Origin of the sequence: Sporomusa sp., from assembly GCF_035561155.1 — a bacterium.
Taxonomy (GTDB): domain Bacteria; phylum Bacillota; class Negativicutes; order Sporomusales; family Sporomusaceae; genus Sporomusa.
In genome coordinates this window covers 1-16443 of the sequence record NZ_DATMYD010000065.1, presented here as the reverse complement: position 1 = coordinate 16443, position 16443 = coordinate 1, and the positions used below count along the sequence as shown (strand labels likewise).

Here is a 16443-nt window from a genome sequence, read left to right as displayed (position 1 = left end):
CATATATTATGCAAATGACAATGCGATGGTTTGGTACCGGCTACGATTCGGTCACTCTGAAGCAAATCCGTCAGGTGGCGGGTGTGACGGGCGTTATCACCACTTTATATGGTACAAAGCCCGGGGAGCTCTGGAAGGCTGAGGATATCTGCGCGATGAAGGACGAAGTGGAGGACGCAGGACTGACGGTAGCTGGAATTGAGAGCGTCAATATCCACGATTCCATCAAGGTTGGCTCGCCCGACCGTGAAGAGTATATCGACAACTACATCAAAACGCTTGAGCGCTTGGGCGAAGCGGATATTCGCCTCGTTTGCTACAATTTTATGCCTGTGTTCGACTGGACCCGATCGGATCTTGCCAAGATGCGCCCAGATGGCAGCACCGTGTTGGCGTATGATCAGAAAATCATCGACCAAATCAATCCGGACGACATGCTGTCCACGATGGACGCAAAGTCGAACGGATTTGTGCTGCCGGGCTGAGGAGCCGGAACGCATGGCCCGCATCAAAGAGCTGTTCGCGATGTACAAAGAAGTGGACGAGGAAAAGCTGTTTGCAAACCTCAAATATTTTCTTGAGCGCATTATGCCAACCTGCGAAAAGTACGACATCAAAATGGCCATTCATCCGGATGATCCCGCGTGGCCTGTATTTGGACTGCCACGCATCGTAACAAACAAGGAAAAGCTGCTGCGCCTGATTCAACTTGTGGACAGTCCCTGTAACGGCGTAACGCTTTGTTCCGGCAGTCTTGGCTCCAATCCCGAAAACGACATTCCGGACATTATCCGCGTGTTAAAAGGGCGCATCCACTTTGCCCATGTACGCAATCTGCGCTACAACGCCCCCGGAAATTTTGAAGAGGCGGCACACCTTTCAAGCGATGGCTCCTTGGATATGTTCAAAATTATGAAGGCACTTTATGATATCGGCTTTGACGGGCCCATTCGCCCTGACCACGGCCGCGCCATATGGGGTGAGATATCCATGCCTGGCTACGGCCTTTACGACCGGGCGCTTGGCGCAAACTATTTAAACGGCCTGTGGGAGAGTATTGACAAAATGTCCCGTCCGTAAGCGCCGAATCGCTTTGCCGAAATGCCGCCTCCAACCAAAAGGAGAGCTATAATTGCAGTACAACGACCAATTGATGCCCCTGAAAGAGCAGGCTTTGAATGAGGGTGAGGTATACCCTGTTTTGCGCCGCGCCATTGTGGGGCTATACTTGCAGCCGGGCGCTGTTTTAAGCATCAAGGATATCTGCGAGCATTTTGAAATGGGCCGTTCGCCTGTGCGCGACGCTCTCATGCGGCTGGATCAGGAGGGGCTTGTGACCTTATTGCCGCAGCGCGGCACGATGATTTCACGAATCGACTATTCGCGTGTGGAGCAGGAACGTTTTCTGCGCCTTGCGGTGGAGGAAGAGGTGATGAAACTGTTCATGGCCTGCCACACGCCGTCGGATATTACTCTGTTACATGAGGCGCTGCGCCAGCAGCAGGAGCTTTGCGACCAAAAGGAATTGGATACCCGCCGGTTTCTTTGGCTTGACGATGAATTTCATCAGGTATTTTATACTGTGGCAGATAAGCTGTTTTGCCTGCAAGCCATTCAGAATGTGGGGGGGCATTATCGCCGTATGCGTTTGCTGACTTGTGGTGACAGAACCAGCATGCAGGAGATTTTGCGCCAGCATAGCGCACTGCTCACAGCATTGCAGGCGCGCGACACCGAGCTGATGTGCAACATTTTTCACTATCATTTGAGAAGACTGGACCGTGAGGAGCGGCTTGTAGTGAAAAAATACCCGTATCTGTTTAATAGCGGCACCAATCACGAGTCCCCAAGTCCTCTGTGGAAAGCCGATTACCTGCAAACCTTAAAAACAAAAGGTGAGTAATCTCGAGGCCACCGGAAAAGACTTTATTTTTCAATTCAAACAATAAAAAAACAGAAGGTGCGATAATTTTGTAAAAATTATCGCACCTTCTGTTTTTCCTATACGTTTATTGAAAAAACAAGGTAAGAGGGGGGACTCGCTTAGCTTGTTAAGAGAAGAGCCTATTTGTCAAGTATTCGTCGATAGACATGATATGGAGAACCGTATCGTTGGTAATGGGAGTTTGAGCTCAGCGATTTATGAGGCCGTCCTGTTGTATCCTAGGCATGGCGCAGATATTGCCTCAGAGGGAGGCTTGGTCAAACGCTTGCTTTACTCCTGTAACTTCGGCAGTGTGAGAATCTAAAGCAACAAGGTCATCGGTACCAAGCTCTTTTAAAGAGGTTTTTCCTAAGGCTTTCATTGCCTCCTCCATTTCTAAGACCATTGATGTCAGTACGTTTGCCACACTGGTAGCAGCCTGAGCAGTATCAAGTTGTGATTTAGTTGGAGAACTATAATACACTAGCGTGGTAGGTGGCTCCCACGGGGCTACTTTTGTGATCTGATTATGTACCAGGGCAAAAAGGGGAATGGTGCCCAGATAGACGGCGTCTGCCCCAAGGGCCAGAGCTTTGAGACACTGGCCTGGAGTAAAGTATCCACCAGATATGATTAGACTGATCTGGGTATTTTTCAAAAAACGCTTTGCACGAACCAAAGCACATAAGCTGGGTAATCCTAAATCATCTTGCTTAATAGGAGCTGATGCGTGGGATCCACCTTCGGCGCCGTCAATCGCAATGGCATCAAAGCCTAATTCCACGGCAACCGCTAAATCTTGCTCAAGGCTATCGGTTGCCATAATTTTTAGTGCTATGGGAATGCCGTTGGCTCTTTGCCGTAATTTTTTCATAAAGAGAGGCCAATCTTCCGGCCTTTGAACACCTGGTGGCCCCAGGAGGGAAACGACAGGCTCATTTGGGCCTAAGCCTGCAAGTATGCGTGCCCTGCCTGCAATCTCTTTGGCTTCTATGCGAGATGCTCCTATGTTCCCGCCTTGTCCCATTTGAACTTCCAACATATCAGAGGCGGCAATTTGCTCGTCAGTTCTTCCGCCCCATGGCCAACGGCAAATTTGTAAAATAAATTTGCCAGATTCCTGCTGTTCCTCGGGGAGAAAAGGCCCCTCGCCAGAATTCGTAGCCGTTTGCAGGGTTTTCGATGCTTTTGCCAAAGCTAACTTGGCTTCCTCGCTAAGAGCTGTGCCATAGGCCATACCACCGATCATAAGCGGTATTTTTATAGTCAGCGGTTTCTCCGCCTGCGGGCCGAGGGTTACGCTCATATCTATTTTGGCACCTTCTGGCAGGGAAAAATGGGTCATTTGCCGGGGAGAGAACATTAAGTTATCGTAGCCGAGAAAATTTCTAGGAGAGCCCAAGGGTCGCCCTATGACTTTTCCAGTTTCGGCACGTAGGCTCGTCTCTATCAAATTTAAAGCTGAAAATCGTTTCAATGACGTATATAGCTCGGCAAGATTCTGGTCATATTCCTCTGTAAGTAGCTTTGATAAAGTGTCGTCAGCGACACGATTAATGAAATAACGCAAAATTGGTTTGGCTAACAATATTGACGCTGTCAACATAATAGCCAGTAATAAAAGCAGTAGCAGCAACCACTGGAAGTCATCTATGATTATGTGCATTTTGCCATTCCTTAAAGACTTTTTTGCTACTATTATTCAACATTTCACACGGGTTAAACCAGTGTGCCATTGGTTCTGGATGAACTCAACTGCAGTTTCACTCCTGTAAGCTTTGCGGTTAAGGAATCCAAAGCAACGAGGTCATCCGAACTAAGTTCTTTTAAAGAAGACTTTCCTAATGCCTGCATCGTCTCCTCCATCTCCGCAACCATCGAGTTCAATGCGTTGGCTACGCTGGTAGCGGCCTGACCGATATTAAGCTGTGTTTTAGTTGGCGAATTATAATACACCAGTGTGGTGGGAGGTTCCCAGGGGGATACTTTGATGGTCTGGTTATGTGCGAGAGATAATAGGGGAATGGTACCCAAGTAGATGGCATCTGCCCCTAGGGCGAAAGCTTTAAGACATTGGCCTGGCGTAAAAAAACCACCTGCTACCACTAAACTAATCTGAGTGTTTTCCAAATAACGTTTCGCACGCACCAAGGCATAGATATTAGGCACGCCAAAATCATCCTGCTTAATAGGAGCTGTCGCGTGTGATCCGCCGCCGGAGCCATCAATCATGACAGCATCAAAACCTAAGCTAACAGCAACAGCTAATTCTTCTTCAATGCGGTCAGTCGCCATAATTTTGAGGGCTATGGGAATACCATTAGCCCTTTTGCGCAATTTGTTCATAAAAGCAGGCCAATCTTCAGGGGTCTGAATTCCGGGTGGTGCAGGCAGGGCAATAGCCGGTTCACCGGAAGCCAAGCCTCCGAGTATGCGTGCTCTGCCCTCAATATCTACAGCCTCAATGCGAGAGGTTCCAAGATCAGCCCCTTGGCCCATTTGAACTTCTAACATATCAGCTGCAGCGATTTCCTGGTCAGTTCTGCCGCCCCACGACCAACGGCAAATTTGTAAAATGAATTTGCCGGCCACTATTGGTTCTTCGGGCAAAAAAGGGCCTTCGCCGGAATTTGTAGCTGTTTGTAATAGCTTTGACGCTCTTGCCAAAGCCAGTTTAGCTTCCTCACTAAGTGCCAAACCGTAGGCCATACCCCCGATCATAAGTGGGATTTTTATAGTCAGCGGTTTTTCCGCCTTGGGGCCGATTGTTACGCTCATATCTATTTGAGCACTTTCGGGCAGGGCGAAGGTAGTCATTTGCCGGGGGGTAAACATCAGGTTATCATAGCCAAGAAAATGCTTGGGTGAGCCTAGTGGTCTTCCTACGACTTTGCCAGTTTCGGCCCGTAAGCTCATCTCAATTAAATTTAGAACTGAAAAACGTTTCAGTGATGGATATAGCTCAGCCAGGTTTCGCTCATAATCATCAGAAAGCAGTTTTGATAAGGCATCGTCACTGACTCGATTCATGATATAACGCAAAACCGGTTTAGCCAACAATATTGATGCTAACGATACAAAAGCCAGTAAAAGAAGAAGCAGCATCAATAATTGAGAATTACTTATAATAATTGGCATATTGTTTTCCCCAAAAGGTCTTTTTGCTAGTAGTATTCAACATTTATCGTGGGATTAAACCAGGTTGGTTATAGGGCTACATGACCGGCTTTATAATAAGTAGGTGCAGGAACTTCTAATTTATCTAAATGCGGAAATAATAGGTAAGAGGAGGGGTTGCTGTGGCCAAATTTTATGCCTTTGTTAGTCTTTTATTACTTACAATAAGCCTCTTTTCCCTACTTGTTTACAATACCATTCTCAATGTTTCTTCATCGCAGCCTATCCCGCCTGACGCGATACCAGGGAAAATTGCCTTTCAGAAGCAAGCCTGTATCGAATGTCATACTGTTTTTGGTAACGGCGGATATGTAGGGGGCGACCTTACGAAGGTTTATGAAAAAAGTGGGGAAGCAGCACTTAAGGAGTATCTAGTACACCCGCCGATACTGACCGGAGCAAAACAAAAGCGCCATGTTCAGGTTAATGAACAAGAAGCCGAAGCGATTGTAGCTTATCTTAGATTTCTTAATACGATTGATACGCTTGACTGGCCTCTAAATCCCAATAAACGTAACGAATCGGTGCAAAACTGAGTTATATACGGTAAAGGAGCTAATGATGTTACTCTCCCAAAAACTGTGTTATAAGTATGCCTTGATAACTTTTTTATTTTTTGGCCTTCAGGGAATCGTATCAACTGGTGGTGCGCTCGAAACTGCGTTTCCTGATATTCCTATTCCGATTCCATTTACTGCTGGACGGTCCTTTCACCTAAATATAAGTATTATGTGGCCTTTATTTGGAATAACAGGAATAATCTACTTTTTTTTCGGTCGCGAAGCTGGTAGAGAAATCTATAGTTTAAAACTAATTGAGGCAAACTTCTGGTTATTTTTAGTAACTATAATAACAATACTCGGATCTCTTGTATTAGGATTCAATGAAGGAATTGAGTATCTTGAAGCGTTGCGTCCTCTCAAGGTCGGGATTGCTGTTTCCATCAGCATCCTGTTTTATAATCTTATAAGAACATATATTGTATCAAAGGTGCCAAAAAGCCGGGCAACTCTGGTTAGTATTTTAGCGGGGAGTTGTACCCTGATTGTTTTCTTTATTCCTAACATACTACGTTATTCACATCCGGTTGCTGAAGAATTCTTGAAGTTCTGGGTGGTTCATCTTTGGGAGGAGATGAGCTTAGAACTTATCGGAACAGGAGTGCTTGCGGCGGTTTTGGTGACACTGCCGGGAATGCAGCGTAGCACCATCGAAAATGTGCTTTATTTGGATATTATAGTTATGGTTGTAACAGGGGTTCTCGCTACCGGCCATCATTATTATTGGGCCGGAGGACCGTCCTACTGGATCTGGGTAGGAGGTGCCTTTAGCACAATACAGATTGTCCCGATTTTTTTACTGCTTTATTCTATTATGAAGACCGTGAAACTCCAGTACTTTTCCCAACTTGGACAACGTGAAAAAATTGTTATGGCTATGATTGCGAGCAGTATGTTTTATCATATCTTTGGGGCGGGCTTGCTTGGTTTTCTTATGGCCATTCCGGCTGTCAATAAGTATATTCACGGAACGTACATAACCTCCGCCCATTCCCATCTTGCGGTCTTTGGTGTATTTGGCTTTCTGGTGCTGGCTTTGAGCTATTATATTTTTTTCTCGGAAATCGTACTTGATAAAAAAAGCTATTGGTTTAGCTGGATCGGAATCCTTCTTCTAAACGGCGGTTTGTTGACTATGTCAACCGCCCTGCTTGTCGCAGGTGGACTTCAGTCGCATTTCTGGTATGTTTTGGGGCTTACCGTTGGAGAAACAAATCAAGGGATTCTTCCATGGATGCTGCTGCGGTTGGCAGGCGGGCTGACATACACTGCAGGCAGCTCTCTCCTTACCTATGTAATTATAAAAAAAGCTTGGAGCAATTTTTCGCTCTGTTTTCCTTCGTTAAAGGAGTTGGAGCAACAGCGATGTATTGAGCTAAAAGACCTTCATAACGGATTTCAGCAATTAGTGGTGACGGCGAGTAAATTGGAACAGGCTTTGAGTAAAACGAAATTGTTATTGGATAAGTATCTTAAAATAAAACCATAAGGTGCGGGTTCGAGTCTTGCTACAGTTATAAATAAGATTATGGGTATCGCAGCCTGATATTCTGGTGAACTATAGGATAGTCTTTTATTAAAAAAAATTAGCACCAGAACCCATTTCGTCAGCGTAGGACTATCGGCATCAGTAAAAGTATTGTGGACTGCCGGCAAAAAACACTGTATCAACATGGCAAAGTAATACTTAAAGTCAATTAGGGTTTAAAGTTTCGTTAGTATAATGGATAGGAGTTCGATGAACTTCGCCTCCACCAACTGAACCCAGATTTTTTACGGAAAATCATATAGAAAGTGCTCGCCGTGAGTTGTCGGCGGGCACTTTTTTGCCTCACGACACTAATAGAAACCCATTAGGAGGCTTAAACGTAATCTTCCAAAGGGAGAGGAAATAGATCATAAAGGAAAATCTCCATGGTAAGTTCTGGTCTTTTAGGACGGTATGTGGTGGTAATAGTATTCCATCCCATTACCTGCCCTAGTTCCCATGTTCATAAAGGTAATATTTTTCGAGAGACTTGACACAGTATGAGGTAAAGTAGTATATTTAAAACAATAAATGTGTATATACACATAATAACCAAGTGCAATGAAAGGAGGATATCATGAAACATATTAAAGAAGTTTATCCTAAACCCCCTAGCCCTTGTTATTGCTTGAATTTGCGGCGGGCTTCCCGAGCGGTTACTCAGCTTTACGATGAGATATTGAAGCCTAGTGGACTTACAGTTGCTCAGTTGGCACTACTAAGCAATCTCGAAGTAGCGGAACAGGCCACCATAAACGAGCTGTCAAAGATCTTGCGTGTGGACCGGACAACTCTGAACCGTAATATGAAGCCCCTGGTTGATGCTGGATTTATAGAGATTAACCCGGGCAAAGATTCGCGTACCCGGCAAATAAAGCTGACGAAAGAGGGAAAAGACGTAGTTGCTTCAGGGATGGCGCTATGGAAAGAGGCGCAAGGAACTATGAAGGAATACGTTGGAAAAGAAGAGCTGGCTATGCTTAAACAACTGCTGTCAAAGTTAGAGGCGCTCGTGCCTTGAGTTACAAATGATACCCCATTACCGGCAAATAGATGGTCGGTAGTGCATAGTTTTATGTGTACATACACATAAAACTATGCAAATTTTGGCGATCTAGTAAATTCACGAGAAGAAAGGATGTTACAATGATAATTCAAAAGAAACACTCCGACGCATTGGATGGAGGCCGATCTGAGAACGTGATAGAGAGAAGTTCCAAAGAGCAAACAAGTAAGTTTGGCCTAGGCTGTACCGGTTGTAAAAGCAAGGTGAGTACAAATTTAATTGGGTTAGTATCCTACGACTTTGCAATGCTAAAAGCAGCAGAGGATTACTGTAAACATCTCTCCAATATTAACATTTTGTTTTACTAAATATAGCAGAGCAACTGTTGTTGCCACTTTAACATGTGAGAAAGTGGCATAATAAGTAGATTTGCCACACAAAGTGATTATCGTGGTTAGTAAGGAATTTCCTCAAAAGACAAGTGAACGGCAAGAACATTTATCTCGATCCTTAGCAAGGTTCTACTTGCCAGATTCCAGGATAGTTTGGAGCTGTTAAACAGCAAATGGGAAAATTATCAAAATCGATATGGTGAGGGAGCAAGCAATATCGATTTTGTAATTGGAGGAACTACTGTGAAGGACATTATCTATTCAAAAGGCTCAATAAGTGGGCTGACATTAAAAAACAGAATGATAATGCCGAGTATCCATTTGGGCTACGCGGAAGAAGGTAAGGTAAACCAGCAGATATTAGATTTTTATGAACAGAGAGCAAGGGGCGGGATCGCTGCAATTATCATTGGCGGAGTATCTGTGGAAAAAGGCGGCAGCTTGGCCGGTATGCTTTCATTAGAAACTGACAGTTTCATTGAAGGTTTCCAAACTTTGACGGATGTTGTTCATAAGCACGATTGTAAGATTTTTGTGCAACTGTTCCATGCTGGCAGAAATGTAAAGAGTGCAACAGTTGGGCAGCTTCCGATAGCTCCTTCTGCTGTTCCTTCCCCAATAACAAAAGAGAATCCAAGAGAAATGAATGAAGAAGATATTCGGAGGATTATCAAAGCGTTCGGTAGTGCTGCTGATCGAGCGAAAAAGGCTGGGGTAGACGGGGTAGAGATTAGTTGCAGTGCAGGATATTTATTGGCACAATTTTTATCTACTTTAACTAACCATAGAAAAGATATTTATGGCGGGTCAGAAGATAATAGGATGCGTTTTCCCAGGGAAGTCGTAAAAGAGGTCAGGGGTGTAGTTGGAGCTGGTTTTCCCATAATTTTGAGGATATCTGGTAGTAGCATGATCAAAGATAGTTATGATATTGACTACATGAAGAAGTTTTGCAGTTCCTTTGATGACGGGGAATTAGACGCAATTCATGTAACTGGTGGGTGGCATGAGGCCCCCGTTCCTCAAATATCCGCACATGTTCCCCCGGGAGCGTATGCTTTCTTGGCTAGCGCGGTAAGGAAAGTAGTTAAAGTGCCTGTAATCGCATCAAATCGGATAAATGATGGAATCGTAGCCAGAACAGTCTTGTCGAATGGGTTGTCGGATTTCGTTGCAATCGGCAGGGGGTTAGTAGCTGAGCCAGAGTTGCCCAATAAAATTAAGAAAAACATGGCAATTAGAAAGTGTCAGGCCTGCAATCAAGGCTGCATCGATAATGTATTTAAGGAATTGCCGGTTTATTGCATGGTAAATGGGTCTGTAGGGCGAGAGAAACTTAAGATTATTCCTGCTTCAAAACCCAAGAAGATTTTGGTTGTTGGAGGAGGCGTGGCAGGGATGGAAGCGGCAAGAATTGCTGCTTTAGCGAATCATCACGTTATTCTTTGTACAAAAGAAGCCAAACTGGGGGGGCAAATTCACCTGGCAAGCGTTCCACCTAATAAAAAAGAACTGCTTAGCTTAAGTGGATACCTCATCAGTGAGTTAAGACGTCTCAATGTAATTGTTGAAAATGAGACGGAGGTTGATGCCGACTTCATTCAAGCTGTTGGGCCTGGTCATGTAATCTTGGCAACTGGAAGTCGTCCAATTGTTCCTAATATCCCGGGGGTAAAGGGAAAACATGTTCATACTGCTGTCGAGGTCTTGGCTGCGCAGGCTGATAGATTGCGAGAAATCTGCAACGGTAAAATCTTAATTGCCGGTGGCGGAGCGGTTGGCCTGGAAACCGCAGTCTATTTGGGTAATCGCCCTGTTTTACCCAAAGAAGTCTCAGAATTTCTGAAACATTATTTGCCCCAAAACAAAGATGCAATTAGAGAATTTGAACATATTGGCATTGTGGAAATACAAGAAAATTTGGGCAAGGATATGGGCAAATCCATACGCTGGGTTCTTATGAAAGAATTAGCTGAGTTGGGCATCAAAACATTCAAGAATACTAGGATCACTTCAATAGAACCAGATAAAGTTATTGTTGAACGAAATGGAATGATCGAAGAAATTCCCGCTGATACCGTTATTCTGGCAATTGGGTCCAGGGCCTACGATGCAAACTTGCGGAATTTTTTAGATCAAGAAAAAATTCCCTATTCCATAATTGGTGATGCCCATAAACCGGGCAGTATTATGGATGCAATGTCTGGAGCATTACAGGCAGTAGTACAAATATGAGAAAGAAAATAGCGAGATGGGATGAATTGAAATGCATGAAGTTGTTGTTGTCGGAGCCTCTCGCACTCCTATTGGGGACATTCCTGGAGAAATTCAAGAGTTGATTGGTGATGTAGTAATGAGTGAAATTAATTTTGTAGAAAAGTGTCTTGAAGAAATATGTCAGGATTTAGAGGTTAAAGTTATTTTCGATGTTGATACTTACTATAGCCTTAATTGAAGAGTTAGAAAAAATATGGATGGGTCAACAAACAGATAGAACAGTGCAGCATACCCAAATGGTTAATGAGGAATTGTCCTTACCTGGTAAATCGTTTGGTGATTTGCTTGCATGTGCCAGAAAACTGAGTAGAGAACAAATACAACACTTACCGGCGTTTACAAAAATATTTGAGTTGAGAGCCTCTCTTATAGGTATCAGTCGATGTATGCGATAACATTTGATTATGGCTACTAGATGCCAGATAGACAAACCTTGGTAGAATCCGATCCGGCACTTAGTAACGACAAGATTATCGACCTCTCAAAGATAAAGCGCAGACACCATCCAGACCACAGCCGGACTGGTGGGAGCTCTCACCGGCGCATAGAGGAGGTAGGGAGTCCGGCACGCCGCTTCTCCTTCACTCAAAGGGGGCTGCCTTTGCTAAAATGGAGTTTAACACTGAATGCTGAAGACGAACATTTCAACGAAGGAGGAAAGACGATGAGTATATTGCGTGAAGATGTAACAGCGGAGTCTTTGAACCAAGGAGGCAAGGATTGTCTGCCTGGTTTTTTGGGGGCAGAAATGCTTGATTTGAAACAAAACACGTTGACCAGCCGGATGTCGCTTAGACCCTTCCATTTTGCGATCCACGGATATCTGCATGCTGCAAGCATCGTGGCGTTGGCCGACACTACTTGCGGTAATGCTACGATTGCACATTTGCCAAAAGGTGCAACTGGCTTCACGACTATCGAACTGAAAAGTAATCATATCAGCACCGTCCACGAGGGTGGGATCGCTTGCATAGCAACCGCGCAACATCTGGGAAGAAGCACTCATGTTTGGGATGCCGTAGTGACTGACGAAGCAACCGGGAAAAAAATTGCAATATTTCGGTGTACCCAGATGATTCTATGGCCGAAAAACTAAGCATGTTCTGGATGTTGATGATGCGGTCGATCACGGTGGAACAGTAGTTTTTTCTAAAAGTTAAGATTGAATATTAAAGATGGGGGAGAAGAACAATGATTAAGGAAAAGATCAGGAAGTACATTCTGGATTTAGGCGTCGATGATGTGGGGTTTGTAAAAGTTGAGGACTATCATAGCCCCAAATCTTATGCGACCGAAACCTTTCTACCAGGAGCTAAAACGATTATCTCCTTGGTTTTCGAGGACATGGGAGTAGACAGTCCCAGTGTCACCATCGCCATGAACAATCGACTGGACATGAATTACTTTCAGCGTTCTTGCAGTTACCAAATCAATCGCTTCCTTAAAAGGGAGTTTCAGGCGAAAGTTGTGGATATGCCTTACTCTTCCCCCATGGAACAGCATAAAGATAGGTTGGCGATGGCGGATTTTTCCCAGCGTCACGCCGCGGTGGCCGCCGGACTGGGAAGCTTTGGCAGGCATAACCTCGTCATTCACCCGCGTTTCGGGACCCGAATCGGATTGACGGCTCTTATCACCGACCTAGAGATTGAGCCGGACAAAAAAATAGAACAAGATCTTTGTATTCATTGTGATTTGTGTGTTAAGAATTGCCCAGGAAACGCGCTTGATGAGGGCGGTAAGACTAATATCGCGAGATGCATTAAAAATTCACAACCATACGGGTTAGGAGCCAACATCGGTTTTTGGCAAAAGTTTGCCGGCAGTACGCCGGAAGACCAAAAACAAATGTTTACCGATGAAAAGTATTGGCGCATACAACAAGCCGACTCGATAGGAATGCAATACTACTGTTTTAATTGCATGAAATCTTGCCCGGTAGGACAGCGCTAAACACTGTGAAAAAGAAATTGAGGCGGCTCTGTTGGCATGAAATGATACATGCGGATCTTGGCCGAGCACGCAAATTTGCTGGGGGTTGTCCATGGCGGGGTACGGATGTTCATTGCCGAAACAGCCATGAAGCTTGCTTGCACAAGCCAGGGACGTTTAACGACGACAACTGATATGAATATCAGTTTATTTAAAAGTATCGAAGAAGAAGGGATTCTGCGGGCCGTGGCGAGCGTCATCTACCATGGTCGTAATTCAATTAAGTATTAGGGAGGAATTTATCTGGAAAAGACTAATTACCGTATCGCCCTTGATAAGGGGTGGGAGGATCTTAAACTCAAAGATCCCGCTAATATTGCCGATGTCATGCAGGTAACTTACCTTAGCAACAGGCAGCAGTTCATAGTCCCGTTTTTTAATGAAAAATTCATTACCGACTGCAGCAAGCGAACCATCTATAATGCGGCAGATGGCTTGGTTCCCGGCATCGGTGCGCGTATGCTCATACTGCATTACCTTACCTTTTTTGAATCTAGGAAAGAACCTGTCCACAAGTGGGTTAGCCTTAAGGAAATACCTGGCGGCGGAATGCTTTTCTATCCCGCTTTCTATAAAGATTCCATCCGTGGACTCATTAAAGCGTTTGGCCACCATTCGGCACTCCTCTTAGAATGCGCCAAACAAATCGGCGGCCAGCCGGCCAGTTTCGGCACTGCCTCAGCTGTCTTCCAGGTATTCCCCAAGATTCCGCTTTGTGTGATTATCTGGGAGGGAGACGAAGAGTTCCGGCCAACGCCACTATTTTATTTGATCCGTCTATCGAACATTTCCTACACATTGAGAGTGTTATCGGCGTCGGCAGCTATCTTGCCAACAAACTGATTAAATTAGCGGCACCAAATTCTGGCGTGGACATGGTACCTAGTAATAATAAAGTTAACAAGCTCTAATACCCAAATGGTTAATGAGGAATTGTCCTTACCTGGTAAATCGTTTGGTGATTTGCTTGCATGTGCCAGAAAACTGAGTAGAGAACAAATACAACACTTACCGGCGTTTACAAAAATATTTGAGTTGAGAGCCTCTCTATATAGGTATCAGTCGATGTATGCGATAACATTTGATTATGGCTACTAGATGCCAGATAGACAACCTTGGTAGAATATGATCGGGCACTTAGTAACGACAAGATTATCGACCTCTCAAAGACAAAGCGCAGGTACCATCCAGACCACAGCTAAACTGGTGGTAGCTCTCGACGGCGCATAGAGGACGTAGGGATTTTCGGCACGCCGCTTCTCCTTCCCGCGAAGGGGGCGGCTTTTTATAAAATGAAGCATTAACACTGAATGCTGAAGCCGAAATCAAACATCTTCCCAATATTAACGTCTTAGTTCATTAGAAATATTTCGTGTAATACTCGCTGATTTAATTTACTAAAGGAGACATATATGGAAGTTAATTCAAACAGGACAGCATGGCTGATAATGCTAAGTTCAGCCGCAATTTTGGCGATTACTATGGGTGCAAGACAATCAGTTGGGCTTTTTGTTTCACCAATCGATACAACAACTGGCTTAGGTATCGTTTCAATCAGCTTTGCTTTCGCTGTAGGGCAGTTTATGTGGGGTTTTGCGCAGCCCATTTTTGGAGCGATTGCTGACAAAAGAGGTTCTTATGGAGTGCTTGTATGTGGAACTTTCATGCTTGCAGGAGGATTAGCTCTTACTCCGTTCGTTAATTCAGAGTGGTCGCTGATGTTAACTATGGGCATTTTAAGCGCAGCAGGAGCAGGTGCTGGGAGTTTTTCCATACTAATTGGTGCCACATCCCAGCAGTTACCTCCTGAACACCGATCTTTTGCTGGCGGTTTTATAAATGCGGGAGGTACATTAGGACAATTTATCTTTGCACCGTTATTACAAGCTATCATTAGCGGATTTGGTTGGGTTGCCGCCATGTTTACTATGGCGGCAACAACTCTCCTCACAATTCCCCTTGCTTCACTGCTATGCGGTAAACGATCTCCTGAAATGGTAGCTGCAACAGAGCAACATTCAATGGGATTGCTTCAGCAAATACGTCTCGCGATGCAGGATCGAAGCTACCTTTGTCTTCATGCCGGTTTTTTTACATGCGGCTTTCATATTGCATTTCTGGTGACACATTTGCCTGGAGAAGTTGCGTTATGTGGGCATTCAGCAGATGTATCTGCGGCTTCATTGGCTATCATTGGTTTATTTAATATAGCAGGCAGTTTGTTTGCTGGCTCACTTGGTTCTCGATATCGGATGAAGTATATACTTGCTGTAATGTACGGTAGTCGCGCTGTAATGATCGGACTATATCTCTTGGCTCCCAAAACGGTCTTGACATTTTATATTTTTGCTATATCGCTTGGTTTTACATGGTTGGCGACAGTACCTCCAACAGCCGGTCTTGTAGGAAAACTGTTCGGAACAAGATATTTAGCTACACTTTTTGGATTGACGTTGCTTACCCATCAAATTGGAGGATTTTTAGGTGCATGGCTAGGCGGCCTTTCTATGGCGCATGATGGTAATTATATGTGGATGTGGTACGCGGACATTATGTTAGCATCTTTAGCGGCACTGGTTAACCTTCCGATTCGAGAGGATAAAATAAGCATGTGAGTATATAAGATAATAACGACTGTATATCATGGAATTATAAAATTCATCTGTTTAAACTGTAATATAGTATAGGCGTTTTTCACAGCTTCATAAAAGGTGGATTTGCCCCGCTACGGATCGCCTCCACCAATCAAATCCTGAAAACTTGAGAACCCGCGAATTTCGTGGGTTTTTTGCTGTACATTTTTTGAAAGGTTTCAGGTGGCTCCACCAAGTGAGATTTTTACTTAAAGTAGCAGAATGGTGGTTTTCTACAAGGGTTTTGTCGGAGTTGGCTAGAACTATTGTATAGTCTTGGAAACAATTGGTTTTAGCTAATATGGAAAGCTATAACGCAATTTTAATTGAACAAGGGAAACCTCAATCAGAACGACTTCAGCTTTTGAATAAGTTGGCCATTCGTCAGTTAGAAGCAATTCAGGTAATCAATATGGATACAATTAAGAAACTGGAAGGTAAATAATTGCACTTGCCAAAAAATTCATCTGGATTATAGATATAAACATTTAGGAGTAAGGTTTTTTGTATTAAAAATAGCTGTAATGAAATTAGGGAGGTGTTTGGTATGCCCAATGAATTAGGGGGTAGAGCGGACAAACGTGGAAATAGGTTTGAATTGAGATGGGTAATATACCAAATACTGAAAGTCTTGGATGAAAAATTAGATTATGTTGTTTTGGAAGCCCTTGGTGACGATGAACAGGGTGTTGATATATGGATAGGCAAAAAAAATGGCAGCAGAGAAGGCCAGCAATGTAAAGGGAGAAATGGAAGTAAAGAATATTGGGATTATGGAACTGCTAATGCCAAAGGAATCTTTACTAATTGGAAGTATCAATTGGATAGAGATAAGTCGAATACTGTTGCCTTAGTATCGCCTTTAGCCTTTACATTGCTAGAGGATTTAATTGAAAGAGCAAAAAATACCAGTAAAAATCCGAAGGATTTTTATAATAACCAGATACTCAATGC

General features: G+C 44.1%; 16 protein-coding genes. 14 read left to right on the top strand and 2 right to left on the bottom strand.

Annotation, left to right across the window (positions count from 1 at the left end):
- Positions 1-8: 8 nt before the first annotated feature.
- The 3 genes from VN447_RS07535 to VN447_RS07525 are packed head-to-tail and all read left to right on the top strand — an operon-like array spanning position 9 to position 1903.
- Positions 9-485 (top strand): mannonate dehydratase, encoded by a 477-nt coding sequence (locus tag VN447_RS07535; RefSeq protein WP_325524381.1) that lies wholly within the window; start codon positions 9-11, stop codon positions 483-485.
- 13 nt (positions 486-498) lie between these two features.
- Complete coding sequence (gene uxuA / locus VN447_RS07530; RefSeq protein WP_325524380.1) at positions 499-1080, top strand: mannonate dehydratase; 582 nt, start codon at positions 499-501, stop codon at positions 1078-1080.
- 52 nt (positions 1081-1132) lie between these two features.
- Positions 1133-1903 (top strand): GntR family transcriptional regulator, encoded by a 771-nt coding sequence (locus tag VN447_RS07525; RefSeq protein ID WP_325524378.1) that lies wholly within the window; start codon positions 1133-1135, stop codon positions 1901-1903.
- A 283-nt stretch (positions 1904-2186) separates the two neighbouring features.
- Here the strand turns inward: VN447_RS07525 and VN447_RS07520 are convergent, their stop codons facing one another.
- On the bottom strand, positions 2187-3590 hold the full coding sequence (locus VN447_RS07520; RefSeq protein ID WP_325524377.1) for an FMN-binding glutamate synthase family protein: 1404 nt from the start codon (positions 3588-3590) through the stop codon (positions 2187-2189).
- Between the two features lie 53 nt (positions 3591-3643).
- Positions 3644-5062 carry an FMN-binding glutamate synthase family protein gene (locus VN447_RS07515; RefSeq protein ID WP_325524375.1) on the bottom strand — a complete coding sequence of 473 codons (1419 nt, stop codon included), beginning with the start codon at positions 5060-5062 and terminating at the stop codon, positions 3644-3646.
- 161 nt (positions 5063-5223) lie between these two features.
- On the opposite strand from VN447_RS07515, the gene VN447_RS07510 reads away from it, so the two are divergent.
- The 11 genes from VN447_RS07510 to VN447_RS07460 all read left to right on the top strand — a co-directional run.
- Positions 5224-5637 (top strand): c-type cytochrome, encoded by a 414-nt coding sequence (locus VN447_RS07510; protein WP_325524374.1) that lies wholly within the window; start codon positions 5224-5226, stop codon positions 5635-5637.
- Positions 5638-5659: 22 nt separating this feature from the next.
- A complete protein-coding gene (locus tag VN447_RS07505; protein WP_325524373.1) occupies positions 5660-7150 on the top strand; it encodes a cbb3-type cytochrome c oxidase subunit I in 1491 nt (496 codons plus the stop codon).
- Between the two features lie 616 nt (positions 7151-7766).
- Complete coding sequence (locus VN447_RS07500) at positions 7767-8210, top strand: MarR family winged helix-turn-helix transcriptional regulator (RefSeq protein ID WP_325524372.1); 444 nt, start codon at positions 7767-7769, stop codon at positions 8208-8210.
- A gap of 530 nt (positions 8211-8740) precedes the next feature.
- The gene (locus VN447_RS07495; protein WP_325524370.1) at positions 8741-10822 is read left to right on the top strand and encodes an NAD(P)/FAD-dependent oxidoreductase; all 2082 of its coding nucleotides are present in this window, start codon (positions 8741-8743) and stop codon (positions 10820-10822) included.
- Between the two features lie 31 nt (positions 10823-10853).
- Complete coding sequence (locus tag VN447_RS07490) at positions 10854-11042, top strand: hypothetical protein (RefSeq protein ID WP_325524369.1); 189 nt, start codon at positions 10854-10856, stop codon at positions 11040-11042.
- A gap of 486 nt (positions 11043-11528) precedes the next feature.
- Positions 11529-11960: a PaaI family thioesterase gene (locus VN447_RS07485; RefSeq protein WP_325524368.1), complete on the top strand. Its 432-nt coding sequence runs from the start codon at positions 11529-11531 to the stop codon at positions 11958-11960.
- Positions 11961-12055: 95 nt separating this feature from the next.
- Entirely contained in the window at positions 12056-12817 is a 762-nt protein-coding gene (locus tag VN447_RS07480) for a 4Fe-4S binding protein (protein ID WP_325524366.1), read from the top strand.
- Positions 12818-12865: 48 nt separating this feature from the next.
- A complete protein-coding gene (locus tag VN447_RS07475) occupies positions 12866-13087 on the top strand; it encodes a PaaI family thioesterase (RefSeq protein WP_325524365.1) in 222 nt (73 codons plus the stop codon).
- Positions 13088-13093: 6 nt separating this feature from the next.
- Positions 13094-13699, top strand: a complete 606-nt coding sequence (locus VN447_RS07470) for a DUF3786 domain-containing protein (protein WP_422663594.1) — start codon at positions 13094-13096, stop codon at positions 13697-13699.
- Between the two features lie 569 nt (positions 13700-14268).
- Positions 14269-15471: an MFS transporter gene (locus VN447_RS07465; protein WP_325524362.1), complete on the top strand. Its 1203-nt coding sequence runs from the start codon at positions 14269-14271 to the stop codon at positions 15469-15471.
- Between the two features lie 565 nt (positions 15472-16036).
- Positions 16037-16443: hypothetical protein (locus tag VN447_RS07460; RefSeq protein WP_325524361.1), on the top strand; the 407-nt coding region annotated here is incomplete at its 3' end.

What these genes read in the sequence shown, in the direction of transcription:
- VN447_RS07535 (WP_325524381.1), top strand. Translation starts at nt 9, where the DNA reads ATGCAAATGACAATGCGATGGTTTGGTACCGGCTACGATTCGGTCACT.
- uxuA (WP_325524380.1), top strand. Translation starts at nt 499, where the DNA reads ATGGCCCGCATCAAAGAGCTGTTCGCGATGTACAAAGAAGTGGACGAG.
- VN447_RS07520 (WP_325524377.1), bottom strand. Translation starts at nt 3,590, where the DNA reads ATGCACATAATCATAGATGACTTCCAGTGGTTGCTGCTACTGCTTTTA.
- VN447_RS07515 (WP_325524375.1), bottom strand. Translation starts at nt 5,062, where the DNA reads ATGCCAATTATTATAAGTAATTCTCAATTATTGATGCTGCTTCTTCTT.
- VN447_RS07505 (WP_325524373.1), top strand. Translation starts at nt 5,660, where the DNA reads ATGATGTTACTCTCCCAAAAACTGTGTTATAAGTATGCCTTGATAACT.
- VN447_RS07500 (WP_325524372.1), top strand. Translation starts at nt 7,767, where the DNA reads ATGAAACATATTAAAGAAGTTTATCCTAAACCCCCTAGCCCTTGTTAT.
- VN447_RS07490 (WP_325524369.1), top strand. Translation starts at nt 10,854, where the DNA reads ATGCATGAAGTTGTTGTTGTCGGAGCCTCTCGCACTCCTATTGGGGAC.
- VN447_RS07485 (WP_325524368.1), top strand. Translation starts at nt 11,529, where the DNA reads ATGAGTATATTGCGTGAAGATGTAACAGCGGAGTCTTTGAACCAAGGA.
- VN447_RS07480 (WP_325524366.1), top strand. Translation starts at nt 12,056, where the DNA reads ATGATTAAGGAAAAGATCAGGAAGTACATTCTGGATTTAGGCGTCGAT.
- VN447_RS07475 (WP_325524365.1), top strand. Translation starts at nt 12,866, where the DNA reads ATGCGGATCTTGGCCGAGCACGCAAATTTGCTGGGGGTTGTCCATGGC.
- VN447_RS07465 (WP_325524362.1), top strand. Translation starts at nt 14,269, where the DNA reads ATGGAAGTTAATTCAAACAGGACAGCATGGCTGATAATGCTAAGTTCA.